This window comes from Dolichospermum sp. UHCC 0352, assembly GCF_009711925.1.
GTDB classification, from domain to species: domain Bacteria; phylum Cyanobacteriota; class Cyanobacteriia; order Cyanobacteriales; family Nostocaceae; genus Dolichospermum; species Dolichospermum lemmermannii.
Map to the genome: position 1 here is coordinate 37,062 of NZ_VIKY01000051.1, position 25,333 is coordinate 62,394.

The following is a 25,333-nucleotide window of genomic DNA, read 5'->3' on the forward strand; positions in this document are numbered from 1 at the left end:
CAATTGACCACAGCGATCGCTCGAATTAACCACCGAATACCTCATCCTGTAAATCCTAAAATCCTGGAAATCCTGATTCAGACAAATTCCCACAGCGATCGCTCACCAATTAATCACCGTCAAATTAGCAACCTCATCCTGTAAATCCTGAAATCCTGGAAATCCTGATTCAGACAATTAACCACCGAATACCTCATCCCGTAAATCCTAAAATCCTGGAAATCCTGATATGGCTTGCGCCACGCTACGCTATCAGACAACCACAGCGATCGCTCGAATTAACCACCGAATCCTTCATCCTGGAAATCCTGATTCAGACAATTAATTACCGTCAAATTAACAACCTTATTTTAATGCGATTAGAGTTATTTCATATCCCCGACTTCTCTAAGAAGTCGGGGGTCTATTTCATATTTATTTTGGACTATAGGGCAGAGAAGAATGGTGTAGAATAATACGCAATTTACCATCACCACCTCTAACAAACTGCCAGGTTTTATCTACCGTTGTGACTTTACCTGTTTTATCAGTTATGGAAACATTACCCATAGTGGTAGCAGTATTACCAAGAATAAAAATACCAGCGTTGCGAATTTCCACCTTTCGCCATCCTTTGAGAGCAAAACCAGTATCTTTAGGGAAGGAGGAATCACCACCCACAAAATAAGACAAAGCTCCTTTGTGTGTCGTGCGGAAGGTCTGGTCTCCAGTTGTCAAGGTTGGCTTGAACAACACCAATCCCGATTGATAAGCATATGCTTTATCTATTATATTGTCAGCCAATGCTCTAGCAGCGGCTATCCCCTTTTCATCATAGGTGGTACTGATGGAAACCAGTGCTTCACCCCAGGCTTTTTGAGCAGCCAGCACTTCAGCCTCAGTAATGGATATATTAACTACTGATGTCTTAGAATTTGATGAGGTCGGCTTAGTGGTGGTACTATTAACTTGACCATGAGCCATTGATGGCGCAGTAACCAACAAGGCTATAGTAGCAGCGGTTACAGAAAGATTGGCTTGTAATTGTTTAAAGGGGTTGGTATGCATACTAACAGGAAATATCAAAGGGGAAGTTAAAAAACGTCTCAACAATATTTAACAACCTTGTGCCAACTCAGTCCAATAGTTACTATAAATAGTTACCATAAGTAATCATCTATGCTACCATTTAATGATCTAGGATTAGCCATTTCAATGTGTGTTAATTTTCTGCTTAACGAGTGACAAGGCGGTTGATGAGATATGGGGCTTGTTCTTAAGGTAAGTTCCTTTTGGTCGAGCAATTTTTAGATCGCGTGGATGACGGCAAAAAGCTATGGCAAATGTTTAAGAGATTTGCGATAATTCAGTGAAAGTAATTGACAATTAATGCTACAATAAATCAATAATTACTTGGTATCATACATGATGATTACTCAAGCACTGGAATTACAACCAAACGCCTTAGAAGATATATCAGAAGATATCATTTTTCCACCCAGTGACCTATATAGTGATGAACCTCCCGTGGAAACAGAACTGCATTTACGTCAAATTATTCTTCTTTTCAAATGTTTAGAGTGGTTATGGAAAGACAGAACAGATTTTTACGCTGTCGGAAATCTGAGTATTTACTATAGTCCTCATCAAAAAAAATCAGAAGATGTGAGGGGTCCAGATTTTTTCGTAGTTTTAGGAACAGAACGAAAAACTAGAAAAAGTTGGGTAGTGTGGGAAGAAAATGGCAAATATCCTCATGTCATTGTCGAAATTCTTTCACCAACCACAGCTAAAACTGATAGAGAAACTAAAAAAATACTTTATCAAGATACTTTCCGTACACCTGATTATTTTTGGTTTGATCCTTATACATTGGAATTTGCAGGATTTAATTTAATCAGTGGCAAATATCAACCCTTAGAACCTAACAAAAAAGGACATTTATGGAGTGAAGAATTGGGGTTATATTTGGGGATTCATGAGGGTTTATTAAGATATTTTACATCATCAGGAGTTTTAGTTCCTACACCGGAAGAAAGCGCAGAGATGGAAGCTACAAGAGCAGCAATGGCAGCAGAAAAGGCGAAAATATCAAATGAAAAATCCCAAAGGTTAGCCGCAAAATTGAGAGAATTAAATATTGATCCAGATACAATTTAATGAAATCTAAAATCCAATTGTGTTTGTTTTCATTACCCCAACTTTGTATATTAGGAGGATGATTTTATGTTAATTATGACAATTAAAGATGTAGAACAAGTCCAAACCGCTTTTAGTGAAGCTGGTTTAGATTACGATGTTGAATTAACAAACGGGAGAATTTCTATCGTGGGTCCATCGGATATTGTATCTAGTGAAGTTGGTATTCTTTTTAGTCGGCTATTAGCTAATTGGGTTTATCCTCGTCGTTTAGGAAGAGTATTTGATTCTGCTGGTGGTTTCATTTTACCTGATAGCAACCTCACCGCACCAGATGTTTCTTTTGTGCGGGCTGCACGTCTGCGTCAAAGTCCCCGTTATTTTGGCGAACTTGTGCCAGATTTAGTAGTAGAAATTAAATCTCAAAGTGATAGAATTAAACCTTTAGTTACTAAAATTCTCAACTTGATCAAATTAGGTGCTGTGATGGGAATTTTAATTGATCCTGATGAGGAAACTGTTACAGTTTATCGTCATCAAGGTGAACCAACTATTTTAAATAATGGCGATATTTTAACTTTACCAGAACTTTTTCCCGGTTGGGAATTAGCCGTTTCTGAATTATGGCCTCCTATTTTTACTGAAGAAGAAACTCAAAGTTAGTTTGTTTGATCGGATTAGTTTTTCTGTGGAGTTCTTGCATGGGAAAGAGGGGATTTTGCCTGAAGATAGCGGTGTGCGGAGAAACCTCCGCACTAATCCTTGAGTTTATTCGTTGATAGTCACTTTGATCATTTTAACAGGTGTTTTGGGGCGATCGCCTGATCCTGTGGGAGTAGTTTCAATGGCTTTTAATACATCCATCCCTTCAGTAACTCGACCGAAAACAGGATGCTTAGATTGACCAGGTGTAAACCAATCCAGATAGTGATTGTGGACAGTGTTGATGAAAAACTGGCAACTGCCACTATTAGGTCTTCCCGTATTAGCCATAGATAGAGTTCCTGGTTCGTTAGAAAGTTTCCCGTCTTCAGGATGCTCATCTTGAATACACCCATCAGGACCATTACCAGTTCCTGCACGAGGAGAGCTAGGATCTTTACTGTGAGGACAACCAAACTGCACCATGAAGTTTTTAATTACACGGTGGAAATGCAGACCATCATAAAACCCACTTTTAGCCAATTTGATGAAATTTCCCGCCGTTATGGGCATAACATCGGTGAATAGCTCAAGAGTAATCGTACCAAGGGAAGTTTCTAGAGTTGCGGTGGGATTTGCCATGAATATTGAATTACTAATCTTTGTAGTGGGTTGGTTTGTCGCTTCTAGTTTACCTAAAATATTGAAAATAATGTTCACCAAAATCCGCAATTAACCCAAATCCGCATTACCTACTGTCAAATCAACAACCTCCACTCGTATCAAGCTGAGGTTGTTTTTTCAGCATTTTAATCTGGGAAAGCTAAACCAGTTCTCGGATCTCTGATATATAATCCTAATGTCAAACTCCGCATAACTTCATCCCAAACAGGTATTAATTGTTCCGCTTGATCTGCCCAATAATCAAAGGTAATCAAACATTGAATATTAGAACCTAAACCCACGCAAGTCCGAGAAAAAGCTTCCCTGGGTTCTGCTTGAGTATCAATAAATTTAATTTCACACCACATAATTCGGGCAGTTTGTCGCTTAACGGTAATCACTTCTCCTCTTTCAATCACATCACGGCTATCATTTTCCATGATTTTTTTTAAAGTAGATTTGAGAGGAAATAGAGTCCAATCATTAGCTGGTAAATGATTGTAAGATACCTCTAAACAACAATCATCATCAGGTGTTTTTTTATCCATGAACTTGAAAGATTTTTCTTGTGGTTCAAACACCCAATTCTGGGGAACATTAAAGCGAACCGCACCCCTCCCGGCTACAAAAATCTTATAATCATCAGGTCCTTCCCAGTGATGATCCGGTTTTAATTCGAGGGTTTCTTTAATCCATTGAAGATTGCTTTTTTTACGCTTTGTCATAATTTTAATAAGGTATTAAATTTTAGCTGGCATTAATCAGATTTACTTGGGAAATATTATTTTATGTTTCTATTTCCAATTCAACACCATCATATAGCATTTCAATCGGAAATTCAAATTCGATACTTGATAAAGTGATGATGTCTCCAGTAGTGTAAGGATAATAAAGCCACATTCTTCCTTCTCCTCGACAATAACGTTCAACAGAGATTTTTTCAGAATCAATCAAGATGTATTCTTGTAAACTGGGTATTGTTAGATAATATCTGAATTTTTCCCCTCTATCTTTACTTCTTGTACCAGGAGAAAGAACTTCCACAATTAATTTAGGATTTTGAATAAATTTGCGGGCGTTGAGGTCGTCAGGGTGACAACTAACGATAAGATCAGGATAGAAGTATAGGCTGTTAGGACTAACTTGGACTTTTACATCTAATATATTTATTCGATCACCTCTAGCACGAAGATGGGGATGTAAAATATTGTAAAGATTGAGAGTAATATCATTGTGGGGAATTGTACCACCTGTCATGGCAAAAACTTCGCCGTTGATGTATTCATAGCGAATATCCTGGTCAAGTTCCCATGGGAGATATTCCTCAATGGTCATTTTTGCTGGTTGTTGGGGAATGGCTATCATATCATGATTTTTTCAAGTTTGTTTTGATTATAGCAACTGACAAAAAATAGTTCTTAATCAGACACAATAATTGCAGCTAATCGTTTCTCAACTTCTTGAATATAATCTGTCAAACCTGTATCAAATCCTCTTTCTCGTAGATGTTTTAATTTTGTCTTTTCCCAACATAGCTTTTCCCGTTCCATATCGTTTCCTGTAAGTTGTTCAACTACTACTTTTACATTTCTGATTCGTTCAGGTTCTTTCTCTGAAGTAGCACGTAATCTGTGAGACTCTATGGAAGGATCAAAACTCAATTTATTTTTAATTTCTTCTATAATTTGTTTCTCTTGTTGATTTGATGGAATAAAGCCATTTAAAACCCATGCTTCACGTTTTGGATCAGCAGCACCAATGATAATTTCTAATTTCGGCGTTTTATTAATATGTTCTGAACGTGCTTGTTCAATTCCTTCTTTACGTTCCGGTTGATTATCTAAATCACGGATAAAAATAACAGCTTTAATCTGTCGTATTCTTTGCAGAAAACGTACCAAATTAAGAACTTTAATAGATGCTGCACCATCAGCTTTTAAAGGCACACCCTTGCTATGACCTATAAATCTGGAAGGTTTATATTTTATTTGTGATTTTGCATCATCAATGATTTTGATAATGTCTCTCCAGCAAGAAAATTCTGTCCCTTCCTCTAAACGAGTCCATGTAATCGGGAACTATCGAAATTGAGTTCTGTAGATTTATGGCTTTTGAAATTATGAAGAATTAGTTTTTCTAGCATATTTTTATAGATCACAATAACTCAGGAATATGTTCATTTTCATAGTTTTCAATTAATGCACCAATAACTTCCATAAGCGATGCAAGAGGATGGGTTTCATCTTCACCAACTTGATCAATGAGAGTATCAAGTATATTAACCAAGTATTCATATTCTGCTTCTGTGTGAGGGACAAAAACATTTTCAGCAATGGATGACCAAGCAGTGATAGTTTGATTGATGTTTAAGGTTTGCATTATTCTTTTCTTGAATGTACCTCAAAAGCCAAATCTGCACGGTAAAAACACACATCAAACTCTAAAAAGAAGTTCATACGCCCTAATAATAAAGGTACATCATCAGATAAGCACCACGCAAAAACTAAGCGAACAGGCTCAAATGATCCAATCTGGGCAGATACCAGTAAACCTCTTGCCTCTACTGGTGCTAAATTGCCAGCCAATATCACAGAAGTAGTTTGTTCCTCCCAAATTGCACCTAGCTGGATACCTACACTGTATGGAAGAACGTTAACACTTGCGCCAGTATCCAATAAACCGGAAACGTCTACTGATGAGTTACGATAAGTAAGTGTTAATGGTAACTTTGGTAGAGCATCAGGAACACCAAAGGTATCATATCCCTCTGTAAAGGAAAATCTTTGAGTTTTAGTCATTTTACTTTTGTTCGTCGGCTTCTAGTAGTTGGGCAAGTTGATGTGCGGCGGCATGGGAATTAAGCGGTGATAAAATAGAATAGGTTGCTCCCTGTTCTAATGATGGTTCTTCATTCCTAGATAATTCGGAAACTAGAAACTGCATTACTTTTAGTTTGTCGGCACGATTTAGATTTCGCAGGGTGGGAAATAGTTCTATGGCGTTCATAATTGTCATAGTAGAGGGAATTTTATATTTCTATTTTTCCACAAGTTTCATGATTGTGCGATCGCTCTTGGGGATTTGGAAGAGTGCAATACGTGCTACACCTATATCTTACTAGTCTCATCCTTATTTATCCTATAAACCTCACTAAGCTTACTTAAAGTTTTTGGTCCAGCAGTCCCATCAATAGGTGTTACTTCATATTTTTCTTGAAAAGCACTAATTGATTGTGCCAATTGCTCATCAAACTTTTCATCTATTACACCTTGATACAATCCGATATTTTGGAGCATTTCCTTCAAATGAGACACATCCATATCTATATCATTTAAATGAGAGCGTGTATATTTTTTTTGGTTTTTTAATCTTTCTTCTGGAGTAGCTTTTTTAAGCCATTCTAAATATTTTTGGTATTGTAAATCTCTTTTCGCTTTGTATTCTTCTGATAAAGATTCTTCACGATCTCTTACTAATTCTAATCCCACAAATAAATCTTCTTTTAATTCCTTAGTTGTTTTATCTATAAGATTTTTATTCTCCTCTATTTTTCCTGACATTTCCTGTAGCTGAACCTCTATATCTTTGATCTTAAATTGCTTAATACTTGGAATAATTGCCGCCACAAAAGAAGATCCAAACCAATAAATAGCTTGTTGTTTTAGTTCTTTTTCAACTGGAAAGAAAAGTATATATACAAATACTAAGAAAGATATTGCTGAAAAAGAATATCCGAAAAACCTTAATCTCTCAGCGTCTTCAGCAAGATTACCTTGATTGCCATGATTTTCAGTCATTTTTGTTTCTCTATTGTTTGCCAAATAATCAATTAATTATACCACGCATCAGAAAAATGAGGTAGTTGATAGGAGAAATATTGGAAACAATAATCATTTAGTATGTAATTAGCTGGTAGGTTGGGTTAAGAAACGAAACCCAATATTAACTTATTTATTCCCAATCTTCATATTTCAAACCGTCAATACGGCTAAATTAACTGGTATCGTGAGTAACAAGTGTGAGATCATTTGCCAACGAGATCGCCGCAATTAACAAATCATTAGGCCAACGAGATCGCCGCAATTAAAAAATCATTAGGTCCAATGGGAGTACCCAAAGAATCAAGACGAGCGTGAATTTGTCCAGTAATTTTTGCTGCTTGATGATCTAGTGGTAAATCAGCAAATTCAGCCAATAAATAACTAATTATACAACACATCACAAAAATAATATTCTTGATTAACCAAACTTAACTCCGTTTATAAACCATTTCCATTCTCAACTTTTCCACCTCAATCTTCAACCGTTCATTCTCCATTTTCAACCCCGTATTTTCATCCTTAATCAACTCTACCTCATTCCGTTTACTCAAAGCCTGATTAATTGCCAACTTCCGCATATCCAAAGAAAACCAACGTTGATAAGTTTTTGTATGAATCTGCACACTATGACCCAAATTATCTGCCGCAGCCTTAATAGGAACTCCCAAAATATGCGCTCGAATTGCCCAACCATGACGTAAATCATAGGGTTTAAAATCTAAACCAATTTTTCTAAACCACCAACTTACCCTTTGAATTAAAGCCGTGATTTCTGCATGATTATTTTGGTCTTTTTTACTAATTGCTAATGCCAACATTTCCAAATATTTAGGATTTCTTAAATCAAATTCATCTATCCATTCCTTATATAAAGGTAAGGCTTCTCTTTCACCAGTTTTACAATTTTTATCAACCTTCCAAGTTAAATCTATATTTTCATCACTCAACCACCAATGAATATGAGGATTAACAAAAAGCTCACGGGGACGTAAACCAAAAACCGCCAACATTCCATAAGTCCACCGCCAAAGTTGCCAGCTATCTTTCACATCTTGATTAACTTGTTTACCTCGATTATTTAGATATTCATCAAACTTGTAAAATCCCGTAACTATGTCCTTATCTGTAGGTACATTCCGAGAATTACTTTCAGGAACTTTAGAATAATTAGTTAAATTAATCTCAACTTTAAAAAGTTGGCAAAATACAGAAATAGCCCTCACCGCATTATATTTAGCCCATTCCTTATCTATCTTATTAATCGCATTAATCAAAACTTCCCCAATTGCCAAATCATCAGCATTTGTATAACGCTTAATGCGAGAAAAATAATAGAAAAAAGTATGTTCACTTTTAGTAGTGCGTTTATGGGTTTTAAAATATTCATCCTCAAACTTTTCTAATAACTCACCAATAGTTATTAACTCTTGTTTAATTGCTTCATTTCCTAAATATTTATCATTCCAAACAAAACTTTTTCTAGCAATTAACTTACCTAACTCATAAGCTTCTTCTTCCGCAGTTTTCAAACCTAGTAAATTTGCCGGAATATTCAAACTGAGATTATATTGTTTTTTACTTCTTCCAGTTTTATCCTCATCTCCCGGCTTAATAGGTAAAGTTGCCCGTAATTGCAGACATCCATTGGATTCCCGAATTGTTACCCTAGCCTTTGCAGACTTCAACCGCAGATTTACCTGCCCCAATTCCCATAATAGCTCTTCTTTCATTCTTTGCGCCTTTGCTCCTCCGCGCCTTTGCGCGAAACTTAACTCTGAATCTTTCAGACTATATTTAGACTGAAAATAAATGAGTTAACTGCAAACATAGTTTATCCCTGACATTGCTCACTGCACACATAGCGAAGTTAAAAGCTATTAAACCAGCAATATAAATACTCCGGACCTTATCACGGTTACGACGGATTCGCAATCTTCGCTCGTGACATGGATTTAGCTCTGAACAGCCCAACCTGGGGATTAATCGGCGCTCCCTGGAACAAGAAAGCTCAAGCTAAGGCTAAAGCTAAGGCTGCCGTCTAGGGGACAAAAGATAGTCTGGGGTTTTACCCCAGGAGAGTTGGGAAGTCAAGATTCAAAATTAAAAATTTCATTGTTCTGGATTTTGCATTCTGAATTTTGAGGCCCATTCCCGACTCTCCACCGAACGCAAACATAATACACAGCAAGCTTGGAGATATAGAAATGCCTCAAGATCCCAATAAGATTCAGGACCACGTTGAGTTATTCCACCAACCAGAATACCAAGAACTGTTTGAAAACAAAAAACAGTTTGAAAACGGTCACACCCCTGAAGAAGTACAACGAGTTTCCGAATGGACAAAAAGCTGGGAATACCGGGAAAAGAACTTTGAACGGACAGCTTTAACCGTTAACCCAGCTAAGGGTTGTCAACCTTTAGGTGCTATGTTTGCGGCTGTGGGTTTTGAAGGTACTCTTCCCTTTGTTCAAGGTTCTCAAGGTTGTGTAGCTTACTTCCGTACCCACTTAACCCGTCACTACAAAGAACCATTTGCTGGTGTTTCTTCTTCCATGACAGAAGACGCTGCTGTGTTCGGTGGTTTACAAAACATGATTGATGGTTTGGCTAACTCCTACAGCTTGTACAAGCCAAAAATGATCGCTGTTTGCACCACCTGTATGGCAGAAGTTATCGGTGATGACTTACAGTCATTTATCGGTAATGCTAAAGAAGCTGGTTCAGTTCCTCAAGATTTCCCCGTACCTTTTGCTCACACACCTAGCTTCGTTGGTTCTCACATCACTGGTTACGACAACATGATGAAGGGAATTCTTTCTACCTTAACCGTAGGTAAAAAGACAGCCAAGAGCAACGGTAAAATCAACTTTATCCCTGGTTTTGATACCTACGTAGAAAACAACCGCGAAATTAAGCGGATTGCTTCTTTAATGGGTATTGACTACACCTTGTTATCTGACAACAGTGATTATGTTGATTCACCTTGTGATGGTGAATACAATATGTATCCAGGTGGTACTAAGTTGGAAGATGCAGCAGATTCCATCAACGCTAAGGCTACTATTGCTCTTCAAGCTTACTCTACCACCAAGACCCGCGAATACATTGCTAAGGAATGGAATCAAGACGTTAGTGTTGCTCGTCCTTGGGGTATCAAGGGAACTGACGAGTTCTTGATGAAACTCAGCGAAATGACTGGTAAGGCTATTCCTGAAGAGTTAGAAATCGAACGTGGTCGTGCAGTTGACGCAATGACCGACTCCCATGCTTGGTTACATGGTAAGCGTTTCGCTATCTACGGTGATCCTGACTTAGTTTACAGCGTAGTTGGTTTCATGTTGGAAATGGGTGCTGAACCAGTACACATCTTGGTTCACAACACCAATGAAGTATTCGAGAAAGAATTGCAAGCATTGTTAGATTCTAGCGCCTTCGGTAAGTCCGCTAAAATCTGGGGTGGTAAAGACTTGTGGCACTTACGCTCCTTGTTATTCACCGAACCCGTAGACCTATTGATTGGTAACTCCTACGGTAAGTACCTGTGGCGCGATTGTGGTGTACCTTTGGTAAGAATCGGTTATCCTATCATGGACCGTCACCACTACCACCGTTATGCAACTGTTGGTTACAAAGGTATAATCAACTTGTTGAACTGGATCGTTAACACAGTCTTTGAAGAAATTGACCGCAGCACCAATGTTGCTGGTAAGACCGACATTTCCTACGACTTAATTCGTTAAGAATGTCTGTAGGGTGGGGTTTCCCCATCCTTAAAAATAGACAAAGGGGATTGGGATATAGGCAATTTACCTAACATCCTATCCCCTATCTCCAGTTCTTAATAATTAAACGCAGATAAACGCAGATAAACGCAGATGAATTAATTTTTTCTCTTTTCTCTTGCAAAACCAAATGTTATGAAAATCCCACCCCTAGAAAATACAGATAAATACATATCTTTTTTGAAAGTTTATCTGTGTAAATATTAAGTTAATCAGATTTTGCAGAAAATCTATAAATCAATCCAAACTAAGTATAAAAACTTGGTTATTTTCGGGGAATTAGAATTATTATATTTAATATATCCTGTGGTAATCCTAAATTATTTGTGAGATATTTCTCACTTATTCTCTATTACAGCAAGTTTCTATGATCTTTTCTGTAGAGACACAAACCCAGAAATAGATAATGCTGTAAATAGTTCCACAAATAATTTTTATTAATTTGCAATATTTTTCTCGAAGTCATCATCTTGATGATTAACTTTAAGCAAGATTTGTCATGGTTGTAAACTCCATCTAGCACAAGAATAAAAATGAAAGTCACCCAAAGCAAAATTAACGAACTTCTGAGTGAATCAGGATGCGAACATAATCAACAGAAACAGGGAGAAAAGAAAAGCAAATCTTGTACTCAACAGGCTCAACCAGGTGCGGCTCAAGGTGGTTGTGCCTTTGATGGGGCGATGATTGCTTTAGTTCCTATTACCGATGCTGCTCACTTGGTACATGGTCCCATTGCTTGCGCTGGCAATTCCTGGGGAAGTCGTGGTAGTTTATCTTCTGGACCAATGCTTTATAAGACAGGTTTTACTACCGATGTGGGTGAAAATGATGTCATTTTCGGTGGTGAGAAAAAGCTTTATCAGGCGATTTTAGAAGTTAATGAAAATTACAAACCTGCGGCAGTTTTTGTTTACGCCACCTGCGTTACAGCCTTAATTGGTGATGATATTGATGCAGTTTGTAAGGTAGCAGCCGAAAAAATTGGTACTCCGGTAATTCCTGTGATTGCTCCCGGATTTATTGGGAGTAAAAATTTAGGTAATCGCTTTGGTGGTGAATCTCTACTAGAATATGTAGTGGGAACTGCTGAACCTGAATATACTACCCCTTATGATATTAATTTAATAGGTGAATATAATATTGCTGGGGAAATGTGGGGGGTTTTACCTTTATTTGAAAAGTTAGGAATTCGGGTTTTATCGAAAATTACTGGTGATGCTCGTTATGAAGAAGTGCGTTATGCTCACCGGGCTAAATTAAATGTGATGATCTGCTCACGGGCGTTATTAAATATGGCGCGAAAAATGCAGGAACGTTACGGAATTCCCTACATTGAAGAGTCATTTTATGGAATTAAAGATATTAACCGTTGTCTGCGAACTGTAGCTGCTAAATTAGGTGATGCTAATTTGCAGGAACGCACAGAAAAACTCATTGCTGAAGAAACTGCGGCTTTGGATATTGCTCTTGCTCCCTATCGAGCCAAGTTGAAAGGAAAGCGCGTTGTTCTCTATACTGGTGGTGTGAAAAGTTGGTCAATTATTTCTGCTGCGAAGGATTTGGGAATTGAAGTTGTGGCGACTAGCACGCGCAAAAGTACAGAAGAAGATAAAGCGAAAATCAAAAATTTGTTGGGTAATGATGGCATTATGTTGGAGAAGGGGAACGCCTCCGAACTCCTGAAATTAATTGAAGAAACTAACGCAGATATGCTTATTGCTGGCGGTAGAAATCAATATACTGCTTTGAAAGCGAGAATTCCCTTTTTAGATATTAACCAAGAACGTCATCATCCTTATGCCGGTTATGTGGGCATGGTGGAAATGGCACGGGAGTTGACTGAGGCTTTATATAGCCCCGTTTGGGAGCAAATTCGGAAGCCAGCACCTTGGGAGTAAATTAGCTGACAGGTGATGGTAAGGGCGAAGCATTCGGAACATAATTTTCGAGAAAAACCGCTAATTTATCGCTCGAATGCTTGGGATGGTAAGGGCGAAGCATTCGGAACATAATTTTCGAGAAAAACCGCTAATTTATCGCTCGAATGCTTGGGATGGTAAGGGCGAAGCATTCGGAACATAATTTTCGAGAAAAACCGCTAATTTATCGCTCGAATGCTTGGGATGGTAAGGGCGAAGCATTCGGAACATAATTTTCGAGAAAAACCGCTAATTTATCGCTCGAATGCTTCGCCCCTACGACTTCTGACAAATTATTTTGAGATTATAGTTATTATGGCGATCGCAATTGTTCCAGAAAAGTCTCTGACTGTAAACCCCCTCAAACAAAGTCAGGCTTTAGGCGCTTCTTTGGCTTTTTTGGGGTTGAAGGGGACTATGCCTTTATTTCATGGTTCTCAGGGTTGTACGGCGTTTGCAAAAGTGGTTTTGGTTCGACATTTTCGGGAAGCAATTCCTCTTGCTACTACTGCAATGACGGAAGTTACTACGATTTTGGGTGGTGAGGAAAATGTGGAACAAGCTATTCTCACTTTGGTGGAAAAGGTACAACCGGAAATTATTGGTTTGTGTACTACGGGGTTAACAGAAACTAGAGGTGATGATATTGAAATGTTCTTGAAGGATATTCGAGAACGTCACCCTGAACTTAATCATTTAGCCATTATTTTTGCTCCCACTCCTGATTTTAAAGGTGCATTACAAGACGGTTTTGCAGTTGCAGTTGAAAGTATAGTTAAAGAAATTCCCAAAGCCGGGGGAATTAAACCGGAACAAATCACCATTTTAGCTGGTGCTGCGCTCACTCCTGGAGATGTCCAAGAAGTTCGAGAAATGGTCACAGCTTTTGGTCTAGAACCAATATTTGTTCCTGATTTGGGAGCTTCTTTAGATGGACATTTAGAAGATGGTTATACTCCTATAACTGCTAGTGGCACAACTTTAAAAGAATTACGTTCTTTAGGTAGTTCGGCTTTTACCTTAGCATTAGGTGAAAGTATGTTGGGGGCGGCGAAAATTTTAGAGGAACGGTTTGGAACTAACTATCAAGTATTCAGAGATTTAACAGGATTAGAACCTGTAGATCAATTTCTGCAAAAGTTATCTTTATTAAGTGGAAATCCCGTTCCTGAAAAATATCGCCGTCAACGTCGTCAATTGCAAGATGCAATGTTAGATACTCACTTTTATTTTAGTTCCAAACGAGTATCTTTAGCTTTAGAACCAGATTTGTTGTGGACAATGGTGGGATTTTTGCAATCAATGGGGGCGGAAATTCACAATGCTGTCACCACAACTCGTTCCCCATTACTTGAACTACTTCCTATCAATAATGTCACCATTGGTGATTTAGAGGATTTTGAAAACTTGGCGCAAGGTTCTGATTTATTGATTGGTAATTCTCATGTAAATACCATCTCTAAACGCCTTTCAATTCCGCTCTATCGTTTAGGTATTCCTATCTATGACCGATTAGGAAACGGGCTATTTACCAAAGTAGGCTATCGCGGTACTATCGAACTTCTTTTTGGCATGGGAAACCTATTCATAGAACAAGAAGAATCATCAATGATGCACCAATGGTCATCAGTAATCAACAAATAACACCTGATACCATTTTTTCTATCTCTGTGTCCTCTGTGCCTCTGTGGTTCGTTCATCTTAATTCAGAATAATTAGTATGACAACCGACCACCAACAACTGACAACTGACAACCAACAAAGGACAAATGAAAGTGAAAATTGCTTTTACGACAACTGACCGAATTCATGTTAATGCTCACTTTGGTTGGGCTAAAGAAATTGATGTTTATGAAATTTCCGACAACGGATATGAATTCATAGAAACCCTCAAATTTGAAGGTGATCTCAAAGAAGATGGTAATGAAGATAAAATTACCCCCAAACTACAAGCACTGAATGATTGCACAATTGTTTATGTTGTCGCTATTGGTGGTAGTGCAGCCGCTCGTTTAATTAAGAAGAGTGTAACCCCAGTTAAGGCTAAATCTGAAGAGGAAAAAATTGAAGATATTCTCAACAAATTAGTCAAAACTCTCAAGGGTAATCCTCCACCTTGGTTACGGAAAGCTTTAGGACAGAAAAAACTTAGTTTTGCTGAAGAACTTGAGAACGAAGCAACATTATGAGTACAAATAATCTAAATGGAACTGGTAACAATTCAGAGGGGGTTTTAACTCCTTTCCATAAATCATTAGTTCAACAAATCCGGGCGCAAGATAGTTATGGTTTTTACCGGAGTTGGACTGATGAATTAATCCTCAAACCCTATATTGTTACTAAACAAAAGAAACGGGAAATTTCCGTAGAAGGTGAAATTGATCCCGCCACTATTTCTCGCATCAATGCCTTTTTTCGGGCTATAGCATCCAGTATTGAAAAGGAAACCGGACTCCTTTCTAATGTGGTTGTGGAATTAGGACATGAGGGTTTTGGCTGGGCTTTAATATTTTCTGGACGCTTATTATTAACTGTAAAAACCTTACGTGATGCCCATCGTTTTGGTTTTGATTCCTTCGAGAAATTGGACGAAGAAGGCGCAAAGTTTGTTGAGAAAGGCATTGATTTAGCCAAGCGTTTTCCCGAAGTTGGAAATCTTTAATTAGAGACTCTCAAAGCCAAAGCAAAAATTCCCTCTATTTATTCCCTCTGTGTCCTCTGTGCCTCTGTGGTTCGTTTATCCAGATAATTAAATATGACCATAGAAGAAATCACGACCAAAATTAAAAAGCTAAATAGCAAAGCAGGTCAAATGAAAATGGATCTGCATGATTTAGCGGAAGGTTTGCCCACAGACTACCACAAACTAATGGATGTTGCTGCGGAAACTTACGAAATCTACTGTCAGTTAGATGGACTCAAGCAACAACTCAAAAAAATGGAGAATTCTAAATGAGTACCAATATTGATGAATTCAAGAAGTTAGTAGATGCAGAAGAATTTTTCATCTTCTTTAATCTGCCCTACGACCAAAAATTTGTAAATGTTAATCGTTTACATATTTTGAAAAAGTTTTCTCAGTTCATGAGTCAAATTGATGATACTTATCCTCAGATAAGTGACGAAGAAAGATTAGAGAAATATTGCACAGCTTTGCAACAAGCTTATCAGGTATTTATAGAATCTACACCCCATGAACAAAAGCTGTTCAAGGTGTTTAATGATAAGCGAAAAAATGTTGTCACCCTGACAGAAATCACCTCAGATTAGGAGTTAAAAAGTGATCAACCTAACGCCTACCGAATTGGAACGCTATAGTCGCCAAATGATGCTGCCTAATTTTGGCGAAGTGGCTCAAAAACGCCTGAAGTCAGCGACTGTTTTGGTGTCGGGTGTGGGTGGATTAGGTGGTACGGCGGCGCTTTACCTAGCAGTAGCGGGTGTTGGGCGGCTAATCCTAGTCCGGGGTGGAGATTTGCGGCTGGATGATATGAATCGTCAGGTTTTGATGACTGACGACTGGGTGGGTAAACCTAGAGTATTTAAAGCCCAAGAAACCCTCAAAGCCATCAATCCCGATGTCCGAGTGGATGTAGTTCACGATTACATTACCGCCGAAAATGTGGATGAGTTGGTGCAGTCGGCGGATATGGCTTTGGATTGCGCTCACAATTTCACTGAACGCAATTTGTTAAATGCAGCCTGTGTCCGCTGGCGTAAGCCCATGGTAGAGGCGGCTATGGATGGAATGGAGGCTTACCTCACCACGATTATTCCTGGTGTCACACCTTGTTTATCCTGTCTGTTTCCAGAAAAGCCTGATTGGGATCGGCGCGGTTTTTCTGTGCTGGGGGCGGTTTCTGGGACTTTGGCTTGTTTGACGGCTTTGGAAGCTGTGAAGCTGATTACTGGTTTTAGTCAACCGCTGTTGTCAGAGTTGCTGACGATTGATTTGAACCGAATGGAATTTGCTAAACGCCGTTCTCACCGCGATCGCAATTGTCCAGTTTGCGGTAATACTGCCCCTTGGAGATATTCCCAATCTCAAACTGCAACGGTATAAAGTACCTCTTTTTTCAAATCCACATTCCAAATCAGAATATTCGCTACAGAATAGGAAACAAAATGACTGTTACTTTAACAGAAAAGGCTGAATTTCGTCTGCGGGCATTTTTAAAAGGTTCTGCAACCGAAGACGCTAAAAAGGGTGTCCGCATCTCCGTTAAAGACGGTGGTTGCAGTGGCTACGAGTATGGCATCGAAATTACCAGTAAGCCCCAACCTGATGATGTCGTATCTCAACAAGGAAATGTGTTGATTTACGTTGATGCTAAAAGTGCGCCGTTATTAGCAGGTGTGGTAGTTGATTTTGTTGAAGGAGTAATGGACAGCGGCTTCAAGTTTTCCAATCCCAATGCAACTGATACCTGCGGTTGTGGCAAGTCTTTTAAAACAGATGATGGTACTCCCACTGGTGTACCTTGCGGCCAATAGTTCAAAGTTCAAAAAATAAGCCTTTCATTTTGAATTTTGAACTCAGCCCGGGAAACTTAACTAACTCAAAAACTCACTTCATTCACGTTTGAGGAGAATTAAAAAATGGCGACCTACCAAGTAAGATTGATCAGCAAAAAAGAAGACTTCGACACCACAATTGAATGTGACGAAGACACCACAATTCTAGATGCAGCAGACGAAGCTGGGATTGAATTACCTTTCTCCTGTCACTCCGGTGCTTGTTCTAGCTGTGTAGGTAAGGTTGTTGAAGGTGAAATCAATCAAGACGATCAATCCTTCCTAGATGATGAGCAAATAGGCAAAGGATTCGCTCTATTATGTGTTACCTATCCTCGGTCTAACTCTACAATCAAGACTCACCAAGAACCTTATCTTGCTTAATACAATATCTGTAGGGGTTTAGCATTGCTAAACCCTCTAACTTTCACAATGATGGAGGATGTTTATCATCTTTCATCATTTCAATTTTCGCTTTTTATTTTTTATAATCCAATGTTTACTCCTTTTACTATTATGGGTTGTTCTTTAGAATTGATGAAAGCAGGCGATTGTGGGATAGTTACTGTTTGTCAAAGTCAAGATGAGATAATTAGAAAAAAGCTGATATTAATGGGCATTAAATCAGGGGATACCATTACTGTAGAACAGCAATTTCCGACTTTTGTGATTAAATCTGGTGGTTTATCTATGACTATAGATCGGGAAATAGCACGGGCTATTTATGTGCGAGTGATTGAGGGGTGAAAGGATTGATTATTAACTTTTGTTTAAATTGTGATTTAAAATACGAAAATACTGTATTGTCTAAATTAGGTATTACTAATTAATTTAAATCCAAAATTATGTGTTTGAGTGATATAATTAATGAGTTAGATTGTTGAATGTCATGTTTTGAGAGGCTTTGTTAGGTTTTACTGATGTTCAAACCAACGGCAAAAACTATTACTTACCACTTGAGAATATATGATAGAACGAGAAATACTGAATCGTATTACTACAAATCCCAAAGTAATGGCTGGAAAACCGACAATTAAGGGTACACGCTTAACCGTCGAGTATATTCTTAATCTCCTTGCACACGGTGCAACAGTCATAGAAATTTTGGAAGAATATGAAGGTTTAGTAGAAGCAGATATTCGAGCTTGTTTATTATTTGCATCTCGCTCTCTAGAAAGTACCAGTTTCATGCCTTTGATTGCGGAGATTGCCTAGATGCGATTTTTAGTAGATGAAAATACAGGTGTGACTGTCGCTCGCTGGTTACGTGAACAAGGTTATGAAGTTTTCTCAGTTTATGAACAAGCACGGGGAATAGATGATGACACAATTATTCAAAAGGCCTTTGATGAAAATTGGATTTTGATTACTAGCGACAAAGATTTTGGCGAGAAAGTTTATCGGGATAAATACCCTCATCGAGGTGTGATTCTTCTGCGTTTGGAAAATGAACGTTCTGCAAATAAAATCTATATTTTACAACAGCTATTAGAGCAGCATAAGGAACAGTTAGCAGATAGTTTTGTCGTAGTCACTGAAACTCAGATTAGATTTGCCAGGATAGAATAATTACTGAGTCAAAAGAAAAATGAGAATAAAAAATGGGGAAAACTTTAAAGGAAAAACTAGAGCAGTTACCACTAGAAAGACAGCAAAAGATTGCGGAAGAATCTAATTTTCTCATTGCTGAAGAAATGACACGACAACAATTGAGACTAGCACTTAAACTCACTCAAGAGCAAATGTCAAAACTTCTTCAAATTGATCAAGGAAATGTTTCTCAAATGCAACAAAATACTGATTTAATGCTTTCAATTCTGCGAAAGTATATTGCTGATTTAGGTGGTGATTTAAGGCTTGTTGTTGAATTTCCTAACCGTCCACAAGTTACTTTATCAGGAATTTCTGAGATTGATATCTGATGAGGATCTTCAATTAAAGTCAACTAAAGATAAAATTTTCTCTAAAACTCGCTCATTTATGGTTGGTGGTAAATTTTTCAGTTGTTTCTGTACTGGTTTGGGGATAATAACTTCATAGCTCATGAAATTTGAGGATTCTGATTAGCAATAAATTCTTGAATTGTTTGATAGTCGCCATTTTGATAAGCTTGACGAGCTTCTGCAATTTCGGAGATAATTTGGGGATTTTGTTCTATTAAATCTTCTTCATTTTCTAAAAGTTGTTCTTCTAGAAATTCCAAAAGTTGATGCTTTTCTTGTAAATTGAGAGACGAAATTGCCGCAATTAATGATTCAAAGGGAATTTGTAAGTTAACTACTGTCATTATTGATAATCCTTTTGAGGTTAATTATGTCATATTTTCAGTTAATGTACTATCAGAGAGAGAAATTATAACTATAGGGTAGGTTAGCAACAGTAAAAAAAAGGTGCGTTATGCGATCGCTAACACACCCTACAAAAATGATTTGAGGCTTTGTTGGGTTTCCTTGCGTCAAGCCAACCTAAAACTTATCACCTTCTACGACGATAAAAATCTTGTGGTGCGGGCATCTTACCCGCTAAAAGTGTACCTCACCCTTATGGTAATCCGCTGTGTCTACTCTACACCTAAATTCATACTTGGTTTCAGCAACGTCATAGTATTGATTATGGCTCTGTTTCTTCTCCTGTATTTACTTTTGGAGGTCTTTGAAAAGTGAAAGTAAAAGTATCTCCACTTTTAATCACTTGGTTAATTTCACCATAAAAAGAATGATCACCAATTCCACTCATACAAGCCCAACCTCTTGAGCGTGTTAATGCCACAAATAGTTGATTCCGTAAATTAGGATCACTTTCATTTTCTGCAATTTTATCAACTCCAACAACATAAACCATATTAGCCTCATTTCCTTTTGCTCGATGAATCCGAGAAATTGTTACACCTCCTTCACACCAAAACTTATCTTGATTTAATGTTCCAGCTTGAAAATTTGGATTTAACTGATTTAGTGTTTTAGCCGCCGCAATATAAATATTAATTCCTTTTTCCATCAAGAATTTTCCTACTTCTGTTTCCAATCTACCAGCATCTTGAACTGAACCTAAAATAATTACTAGAATATCTCTGCTAGGTTTTAATCCGTCTTGCTCAAGATTATATTTAATTCTGGCAGCTAAAGCTTCTAATTCTTCATATCTAGACTCGTAGGTTTCAAATTCAAGAACTGGTTTTTCCCATAGTTTAGGAATAGGATTCGGCGAATTTTCTGGAGGACGATGTAAAACAATTTTTTGCCCAGAACGAAATTCCCCTTCTTTAACTTGATAACCAATTGATTCCCAACTTTTCCTGTCTGTCAATCCTTGTAGAATTCCATCAGAGCGCAATAATCCCATCCCAATTGCGTGAGCTGTTGTGAGAATTTCTCCAGGAGTTCTATAACAACGGTGCATTATTTCACTTTTTTTAATTCCACCTTTATGTTGTCCAGATACTAAATTTGTCAAACTTTTACCAAATAGTTCTTTAGCCATTGGTATTTTTGAACTATCTAAACTTTGAGCTTCATCATAAGCCCATATTAAACAACGTTGTTCAGAAGATTCATTGTCAACAGGACGTAAAGCTTGATAAGCCATCCAATAAATAGCTTGTTTAGATTCATTATTTTCTTCAAATTTTCTTTCATCTTCACTTACAAGGTCTTGTCCTTCATCAATAAGAATGGCATCAAAGATAGGTCGAATTTCTTTTCCATCTAATAATCTTTTAGTACATTCAGCCAATCCTTCACTTGGGCTTAAACCCTGAATAGCTCTCAGAGGTGAAACGCCGTGTTTCTCACAAATAGTTGAATATAAACCTGATCGATACTTACCACCCCAAGCATGAAGAACTTTAAGTTTTCTTTTGACTTTTTCATCATAGGAAACATCTCCATTACTAAATCGTTTTAACCACCGATCTATTAAACTTTCAATCTGTTCGTATAAAGAACGAGTAAAAAACACTAAAGCAATATCCCATTCAGGATGCTTTAAATACATATTTGCGGCTTTTTGACATAATAAAACAGTCTTACCTGAACCTGCAATTCCGCGTATTCGTTGCGCTCCTGGAGGAATTTCTTTACCAATATGTTCTTGTTGTAAGTCAGTTTCATAAAGCCATTCACCAAGAATTGAAAGAATAGCTGATCTATTTTTATTATGCGAAAAAGTAGCCGCATAAGGTTTACGAAGTACAGGAGTTCCGCTAATAACAGCACGCAATACTTTCCATTGTTCATCGTTGAGTTGTTCTCCTGTAACCATTGGTTCTGATTGGGAAATTTTCTCAAAAAAAGCTGTTTTCCCCAAATTATTTTTCAAGATAATAGGTGGACAATTGGGTAGTTGATCAAATCCTTTTTGTTGCCACTCTTCTATCGTAATATTTGGTAAAGCAACTAAAGCACGTCCTGTAATTTTACGAAAAATTGCATCTTCTCGATCACAATATCCTAATAATGCTCGTAATGAACGATTAGAACGTTGTGCTGGACTGGAAAGAATTGTACTACCCTCTGTAAATTGCCATTGTTCACCATTAATAGCTACGACTTGATCAATGGTAATATTTTCTATTTCTATAGTAATTAATCCCAATTCTCGATCAACAATCAAAATGTCTGGTTCTTTTCGTACCTCTCCTACTTTAGAGAATAGGGGATAACGCCAATATCCTATACAATCTCGACTAGAAAAACCGTCTTTAGTAGTTTTCCAGATTTTTTCATGACCTTCGTGTTTGTCATTGGATATAGCTTCACTGGTGATGAATTTGCGTTCATTATCCGTCATTGTCATATCTCTTTTATTTTTTAATCACCATACACCACTGACCTAAACCTGAAAAGCGGAAAAAAGCGGATCGCAAAAAAAAATTACAAACAGACGGAAAAAAGCTGAAAAATACGGATAAAGTCTGCTATCATTACTTGTGTCGCGTTACATTTTTAGCCATGCAGGTTAACGAACTACTACAACTTGTGGATGAGGCTGTCTATCTCAATACAGGCAAACGTCTCAATGACTTGCAACGTGGAGTTATTGAGGGGACACTAAAGCATCAAAAGTATGCTGATATTGCCGAAAATTGTGGCTGTAGCGCGGGTCATGCAAAGGATGTAGGTTACGAACTTTTAAAAATGTTATCTGATATTTTTGATGAACCAGTTGATAAAAGTAATCTTAAATCAGTTCTAGAACGACAGGGAAATGTGAATATTTCTTTGGGTGATAATAGTAATAATTTATTTGTAAATGGCTGTGTAAATATTAGTTCTAAACAACCTAAAACTAAACCAGATAAAAGTCATGCTGGTAATTCTAAACTAAAGCAAAAAGATCAGAATAAAACTCAGATAGAAAAAATTGATAAATTACGGTATTTTGGCTTAAATGATGAGCAAATTGCAGAGGTATTAGAGTTACCTTTAGAGGTAATTAAACAAGTGGAATCAGATAATTGACCAATAGTAGTGTACATAAAATATTAACGCCATAATAACTGCTTGCCATTTCGACCCATTGCCACAAACTCGAAGAGAGATTATATTTATCCAAATAGGCGGAAAGTCCTGCATCATAGCCGTAAAAATTGGTCAGGGATGTTACCCTAATGATAAAGTTGCCAGAAGATTAATCGCCAACTTTCCCCGTGAGACACTAGGCAATCAGTGAGTATCAATGTTCAAAAAACTACAGAAAACACAAATTTATCTACTTGCGGGCGCTGGACTATGTGCCTTTTTAGCCGGGGCAATGGTGTCAGCCCCCCAAGTTGGCAAAACCGTGAGTCAATGGTTGAACTTGAGTCAGGGTAAGCCGGAAAAACTATCTGAGGCTACCAAAGTTAAGTCAGTTGTATTTTCTCTATTGTCTCAATCTGTACCAGAAAGATTAACAAAACTCACGGAAATTGCTCAAACAGGTAGTTCCCCAGATCGAGAACGCGCCCGTTATTTGCTCTCTTGTGATTACGTAGAAACTTCTCAAGGGAAAAAAGCCCTGAGTTTATTGACAGGACTGGAAAAAGATTATCCTGTATTAGCACCTTATATTTTACTTAAACAAGCCCAGGCTCATGATATTTTGGGCGAAGATAAGCAAGCTTCCGATTTGCGCCGCAGGGTGTTAAAGGAATATGGTAAAGAAGCAGCCGCAGTTAAAGCTATATATGCGATCGCTCAACCAAAATTGTCTGATCAAGCGATCGCTCAATTTCCCTCCCATCCCCTCACTTGGGAAATTATCCGCAAACGCTTAAAAGATAATCCTAATCAGCCTAAGTTACAATTAATCTTAGCTAAATACGCCGCTGACGAACCAGGAATTGTGGGTGTATTAAATCAGTTAATAAAACAGCCACAACTCAAACCCGCAGATTGGGAACTGATTGGTTCAGTCTATTGGGATAACAATGAATTTACCAAAGCTAAAAATGCTTATATTCAAGCACCAAAAACCGCTACCAACCTCTACCGCATCGCCAGAGGATTACAATTAAATAAAGAACAAGATCAAGCCATTGAAGTTTATAAACAACTGCTACAAAAGTTTCCCACAGCCAAAGAAACAGCTATAGCCCTATTAAGATTGTCCGACATAGCTACGGGTAAAGACTCTATTATCTATCTCGACCAAGTAATTAGTCAATTTCCTGATCAAGCACCTCAAGCATTAGTTAAAAAAGGGACTTTGCTGGATAGTCTCAAAGATAATCAATCAGCTAACACAACATGGAAATTATTAGTAGGTAAATATAGTAGCAGTGATGAAGCCGCTGAATTTCGCTGGAAAATTGCCCAAACTAAAGCTAAAAACAACGACTATCTAGGTGCGTGGCAATGGGCGCAACCAATTACTATTAATAACAAAACTAGTATTTTAGCCCCTAGAGCCGGATTTTGGGTAGGTAAATGGGCAACGACACTAGGCAAGCAACAGGAAGCTATTACTGCTTATAAGTCTGTAATTAGTGAATTTCCTTACTCTTATTATGCCTGGCGTTCTGCGAGTATTTTGGGTTTAAATGTGGGAGATTTTAACAATCTGCGCGTGATGAATCCGGCAATTATCCCCCCGCAACGTCCTGTTCCACCAGCGGGTTCTGAGACTTTTCATGAATTGTATTTGCTGGGGCAAGATCGTGATGCCTGGTTGCAATGGGAAACAGAATTTAAAAATAAAAATCAGCCTAGTGTCGCGGAACAATTTACCGAAGGATTGATGAAATTAACTAAAGGTGAATATCTCATTGGTATTGACAAAATTGCTAAATTAGAAGACCGAGAAACACCCGCTGAAAAAGCCGAATATGCAGCTTTAAGTCAACAAGCTATTTATTGGCAAGCCCGTTATCCCTTTCCTTATTTTAAAGAAATTGAAAAATGGTCTACTTCCCGGCAACTTAATCCCCTGTTAGTTACGGCTTTAATGCGCCAAGAATCTCGCTTTCAGGCGAAAGTTAAATCCCCCGTTGGTGCAACTGGTTTAATGCAAATTATGCCCAGTACAGGGGCATGGATAGCCCCACAAATCGGTTTAGATTTTAAAAAAATTAATCTAGAAAATCCCAGCGATAACATTATGTTGGGGACTTGGTATTTAGATTATACCCATCAACAGTACGGCAATAATTCCATGTTAGCGATCGCTAGTTATAATGCCGGACCTGGTAACGTTGCCAAATGGTTGCAAACCATCCCCAAACAAGATCCAGATGAGTTTGTGGAAGGAATTCCTTTTGATGAAACTAAAAATTATGTTCGGCAAGTTTTTGGTAATTACTGGAATTATCTGCGACTTTATAACCCAGAAGTTTCTGCTACAGTCAGTAAATACTCGGAAGCACACCCCAAATTACCACCCAATTGATATC

General features: G+C 37.9%; 33 protein-coding genes and 1 pseudogene. 20 read left to right on the forward strand and 14 right to left on the reverse strand.

From position 1 onward, the window contains the following. The first annotated feature begins 3 nt into the window (after positions 1 to 3). The gene (locus FJR06_RS03385) at positions 4 to 144 is read left to right on the forward strand and encodes a hypothetical protein (protein WP_168650764.1); all 141 of its coding nucleotides are present in this window, start codon (positions 4 to 6) and stop codon (positions 142 to 144) included. Positions 145 to 414: 270 nt separating this feature from the next. Here the strand turns inward: FJR06_RS03385 and FJR06_RS03390 are convergent, their stop codons facing one another. After that, positions 415 to 1,047: a hypothetical protein gene (locus FJR06_RS03390; RefSeq protein ID WP_015081316.1), complete on the reverse strand. Its 633-nt coding sequence runs from the start codon at positions 1,045 to 1,047 to the stop codon at positions 415 to 417. 357 nt (positions 1,048 to 1,404) lie between these two features. Here FJR06_RS03390 and FJR06_RS03395 point away from each other — a divergent pair, with 357 nt between their 5' ends. Next, positions 1,405 to 2,139, forward strand: coding sequence for a Uma2 family endonuclease (locus tag FJR06_RS03395; RefSeq protein ID WP_168650766.1), 735 nt, complete (start codon positions 1,405 to 1,407; stop codon positions 2,137 to 2,139). A gap of 66 nt (positions 2,140 to 2,205) precedes the next feature. Further along, on the forward strand, positions 2,206 to 2,781 hold the full coding sequence (locus FJR06_RS03400) for a Uma2 family endonuclease (protein WP_015081318.1): 576 nt from the start codon (positions 2,206 to 2,208) through the stop codon (positions 2,779 to 2,781). A 105-nt stretch (positions 2,782 to 2,886) separates the two neighbouring features. Here the strand turns inward: FJR06_RS03400 and FJR06_RS03405 are convergent, their stop codons facing one another. The 10 genes from FJR06_RS03405 to FJR06_RS03450 form a co-directional block, all read right to left on the reverse strand. Next, positions 2,887 to 3,480: a peptidylprolyl isomerase gene (locus tag FJR06_RS03405; protein ID WP_235082056.1), complete on the reverse strand. Its 594-nt coding sequence runs from the start codon at positions 3,478 to 3,480 to the stop codon at positions 2,887 to 2,889. 89 nt (positions 3,481 to 3,569) lie between these two features. After that, positions 3,570 to 4,148 (reverse strand): hypothetical protein, encoded by a 579-nt coding sequence (locus FJR06_RS03410; RefSeq protein WP_168650768.1) that lies wholly within the window; start codon positions 4,146 to 4,148, stop codon positions 3,570 to 3,572. 61 nt (positions 4,149 to 4,209) lie between these two features. Beyond that, complete coding sequence (locus tag FJR06_RS03415; protein WP_168631984.1) at positions 4,210 to 4,788, reverse strand: Uma2 family endonuclease; 579 nt, start codon at positions 4,786 to 4,788, stop codon at positions 4,210 to 4,212. 53 nt (positions 4,789 to 4,841) lie between these two features. Continuing rightward, positions 4,842 to 5,369: a hypothetical protein gene (locus FJR06_RS03420; protein WP_254434380.1), complete on the reverse strand. Its 528-nt coding sequence runs from the start codon at positions 5,367 to 5,369 to the stop codon at positions 4,842 to 4,844. Positions 5,370 to 5,577: 208 nt separating this feature from the next. Continuing rightward, the gene (locus FJR06_RS03425) at positions 5,578 to 5,802 is read right to left on the reverse strand and encodes a hypothetical protein (protein ID WP_053540115.1); all 225 of its coding nucleotides are present in this window, start codon (positions 5,800 to 5,802) and stop codon (positions 5,578 to 5,580) included. Then, the gene (locus FJR06_RS03430; RefSeq protein ID WP_168631983.1) at positions 5,802 to 6,221 is read right to left on the reverse strand and encodes a retroviral-like aspartic protease; all 420 of its coding nucleotides are present in this window, start codon (positions 6,219 to 6,221) and stop codon (positions 5,802 to 5,804) included. Before FJR06_RS03430 ends, FJR06_RS03425 begins: the two co-directional genes overlap by 1 nt. A gap of 1 nt (position 6,222) precedes the next feature. Continuing rightward, the gene (locus FJR06_RS03435) at positions 6,223 to 6,438 is read right to left on the reverse strand and encodes a hypothetical protein (RefSeq protein WP_371723340.1); all 216 of its coding nucleotides are present in this window, start codon (positions 6,436 to 6,438) and stop codon (positions 6,223 to 6,225) included. Between the two features lie 92 nt (positions 6,439 to 6,530). After that, positions 6,531 to 7,220: a peptidoglycan-binding protein gene (locus tag FJR06_RS03440; protein WP_168631982.1), complete on the reverse strand. Its 690-nt coding sequence runs from the start codon at positions 7,218 to 7,220 to the stop codon at positions 6,531 to 6,533. 263 nt (positions 7,221 to 7,483) lie between these two features. Beyond that, complete coding sequence (locus FJR06_RS03445) at positions 7,484 to 7,645, reverse strand: hypothetical protein (protein ID WP_217357468.1); 162 nt, start codon at positions 7,643 to 7,645, stop codon at positions 7,484 to 7,486. A 27-nt stretch (positions 7,646 to 7,672) separates the two neighbouring features. Continuing rightward, on the reverse strand, positions 7,673 to 8,974 hold the full coding sequence (locus FJR06_RS03450) for a site-specific integrase (RefSeq protein ID WP_015081326.1): 1,302 nt from the start codon (positions 8,972 to 8,974) through the stop codon (positions 7,673 to 7,675). Positions 8,975 to 9,133: 159 nt separating this feature from the next. Here FJR06_RS03450 and FJR06_RS24850 point away from each other — a divergent pair. From FJR06_RS24850 to FJR06_RS03525, 15 genes and pseudogenes are all read left to right on the forward strand, one after another. Further along, positions 9,134 to 9,286 (forward strand): annotated as a pseudogene (locus FJR06_RS24850) (nitrogenase molybdenum-iron protein alpha chain); the annotation flags it as partial. Between the two features lie 162 nt (positions 9,287 to 9,448). After that, positions 9,449 to 10,984 (forward strand): nitrogenase molybdenum-iron protein subunit beta, encoded by a 1,536-nt coding sequence (gene nifK / locus FJR06_RS03460; RefSeq protein WP_015081327.1) that lies wholly within the window; start codon positions 9,449 to 9,451, stop codon positions 10,982 to 10,984. Between the two features lie 575 nt (positions 10,985 to 11,559). After that, positions 11,560 to 12,927, forward strand: coding sequence for a nitrogenase iron-molybdenum cofactor biosynthesis protein NifE (gene nifE, locus FJR06_RS03465; RefSeq protein ID WP_168650770.1), 1,368 nt, complete (start codon positions 11,560 to 11,562; stop codon positions 12,925 to 12,927). Between the two features lie 336 nt (positions 12,928 to 13,263). Beyond that, entirely contained in the window at positions 13,264 to 14,592 is a 1,329-nt protein-coding gene (nifN, locus tag FJR06_RS03470; protein WP_168650800.1) for a nitrogenase iron-molybdenum cofactor biosynthesis protein NifN, read from the forward strand. A gap of 125 nt (positions 14,593 to 14,717) precedes the next feature. After that, the gene (gene nifX, locus FJR06_RS03475) at positions 14,718 to 15,137 is read left to right on the forward strand and encodes a nitrogen fixation protein NifX (protein WP_015081330.1); all 420 of its coding nucleotides are present in this window, start codon (positions 14,718 to 14,720) and stop codon (positions 15,135 to 15,137) included. After that, a complete protein-coding gene (locus tag FJR06_RS03480; RefSeq protein WP_015081331.1) occupies positions 15,134 to 15,610 on the forward strand; it encodes a NifX-associated nitrogen fixation protein in 477 nt (158 codons plus the stop codon). The genes nifX and FJR06_RS03480 overlap by 4 nt, the downstream gene beginning before the upstream one ends. A 93-nt stretch (positions 15,611 to 15,703) precedes the next feature. After that, positions 15,704 to 15,904 (forward strand): CCE_0567 family metalloprotein, encoded by a 201-nt coding sequence (locus FJR06_RS03485; RefSeq protein WP_015081332.1) that lies wholly within the window; start codon positions 15,704 to 15,706, stop codon positions 15,902 to 15,904. After that, positions 15,901 to 16,218, forward strand: a complete 318-nt coding sequence (nifW, locus tag FJR06_RS03490) for a nitrogenase-stabilizing/protective protein NifW (protein WP_015081333.1) — start codon at positions 15,901 to 15,903, stop codon at positions 16,216 to 16,218. The genes FJR06_RS03485 and nifW overlap by 4 nt, the downstream gene beginning before the upstream one ends. 10 nt (positions 16,219 to 16,228) lie before the next feature. Further along, complete coding sequence (locus FJR06_RS03495; RefSeq protein ID WP_168650772.1) at positions 16,229 to 17,011, forward strand: HesA/MoeB/ThiF family protein; 783 nt, start codon at positions 16,229 to 16,231, stop codon at positions 17,009 to 17,011. A 62-nt stretch (positions 17,012 to 17,073) separates the two neighbouring features. Further along, the gene (locus FJR06_RS03500) at positions 17,074 to 17,442 is read left to right on the forward strand and encodes an iron-sulfur cluster assembly accessory protein (RefSeq protein ID WP_015081335.1); all 369 of its coding nucleotides are present in this window, start codon (positions 17,074 to 17,076) and stop codon (positions 17,440 to 17,442) included. A 105-nt stretch (positions 17,443 to 17,547) separates the two neighbouring features. Next, positions 17,548 to 17,847: a 2Fe-2S iron-sulfur cluster-binding protein gene (locus FJR06_RS03505; RefSeq protein ID WP_015081336.1), complete on the forward strand. Its 300-nt coding sequence runs from the start codon at positions 17,548 to 17,550 to the stop codon at positions 17,845 to 17,847. A 111-nt stretch (positions 17,848 to 17,958) separates the two neighbouring features. Continuing rightward, the gene (locus FJR06_RS03510; protein ID WP_168650774.1) at positions 17,959 to 18,210 is read left to right on the forward strand and encodes a ferrous iron transport protein A; all 252 of its coding nucleotides are present in this window, start codon (positions 17,959 to 17,961) and stop codon (positions 18,208 to 18,210) included. 219 nt (positions 18,211 to 18,429) lie between these two features. Further along, positions 18,430 to 18,678: a DUF433 domain-containing protein gene (locus FJR06_RS03515; RefSeq protein WP_148762479.1), complete on the forward strand. Its 249-nt coding sequence runs from the start codon at positions 18,430 to 18,432 to the stop codon at positions 18,676 to 18,678. Further along, positions 18,679 to 19,032 carry a DUF5615 family PIN-like protein gene (locus tag FJR06_RS03520; protein WP_168650776.1) on the forward strand — a complete coding sequence of 118 codons (354 nt, stop codon included), beginning with the start codon at positions 18,679 to 18,681 and terminating at the stop codon, positions 19,030 to 19,032. Positions 19,033 to 19,064: 32 nt separating this feature from the next. Beyond that, the gene (locus FJR06_RS03525; protein ID WP_168650778.1) at positions 19,065 to 19,385 is read left to right on the forward strand and encodes an XRE family transcriptional regulator; all 321 of its coding nucleotides are present in this window, start codon (positions 19,065 to 19,067) and stop codon (positions 19,383 to 19,385) included. 9 nt (positions 19,386 to 19,394) lie between these two features. Here the strand turns inward: FJR06_RS03525 and FJR06_RS24855 are convergent, their stop codons facing one another. The 3 genes from FJR06_RS24855 to FJR06_RS03535 all read right to left on the reverse strand — a co-directional run bounded on the left by FJR06_RS24855 (position 19,395) and on the right by FJR06_RS03535 (position 22,251). Continuing rightward, positions 19,395 to 19,508, reverse strand: coding sequence for a type II toxin-antitoxin system RelE/ParE family toxin (locus FJR06_RS24855; RefSeq protein ID WP_371723345.1), 114 nt, complete (start codon positions 19,506 to 19,508; stop codon positions 19,395 to 19,397). Next, positions 19,505 to 19,750, reverse strand: coding sequence for a hypothetical protein (locus FJR06_RS03530; protein ID WP_168650780.1), 246 nt, complete (start codon positions 19,748 to 19,750; stop codon positions 19,505 to 19,507). Before FJR06_RS03530 ends, FJR06_RS24855 begins: the two co-directional genes overlap by 4 nt. Before the next feature lie 323 nt (positions 19,751 to 20,073). Continuing rightward, positions 20,074 to 22,251, reverse strand: coding sequence for a DEAD/DEAH box helicase (locus tag FJR06_RS03535; protein ID WP_371723346.1), 2,178 nt, complete (start codon positions 22,249 to 22,251; stop codon positions 20,074 to 20,076). A 161-nt stretch (positions 22,252 to 22,412) separates the two neighbouring features. Here FJR06_RS03535 and FJR06_RS03540 point away from each other — a divergent pair, with 161 nt between their 5' ends. Both FJR06_RS03540 and FJR06_RS03545 read left to right on the forward strand, forming a co-directional pair. Then, positions 22,413 to 22,922: a hypothetical protein gene (locus FJR06_RS03540; RefSeq protein ID WP_168650785.1), complete on the forward strand. Its 510-nt coding sequence runs from the start codon at positions 22,413 to 22,415 to the stop codon at positions 22,920 to 22,922. 217 nt (positions 22,923 to 23,139) lie between these two features. Then, positions 23,140 to 25,329 carry a transglycosylase SLT domain-containing protein gene (locus tag FJR06_RS03545; protein ID WP_168631969.1) on the forward strand — a complete coding sequence of 730 codons (2,190 nt, stop codon included), beginning with the start codon at positions 23,140 to 23,142 and terminating at the stop codon, positions 25,327 to 25,329. Positions 25,330 to 25,333: the final 4 nt, after the last annotated feature.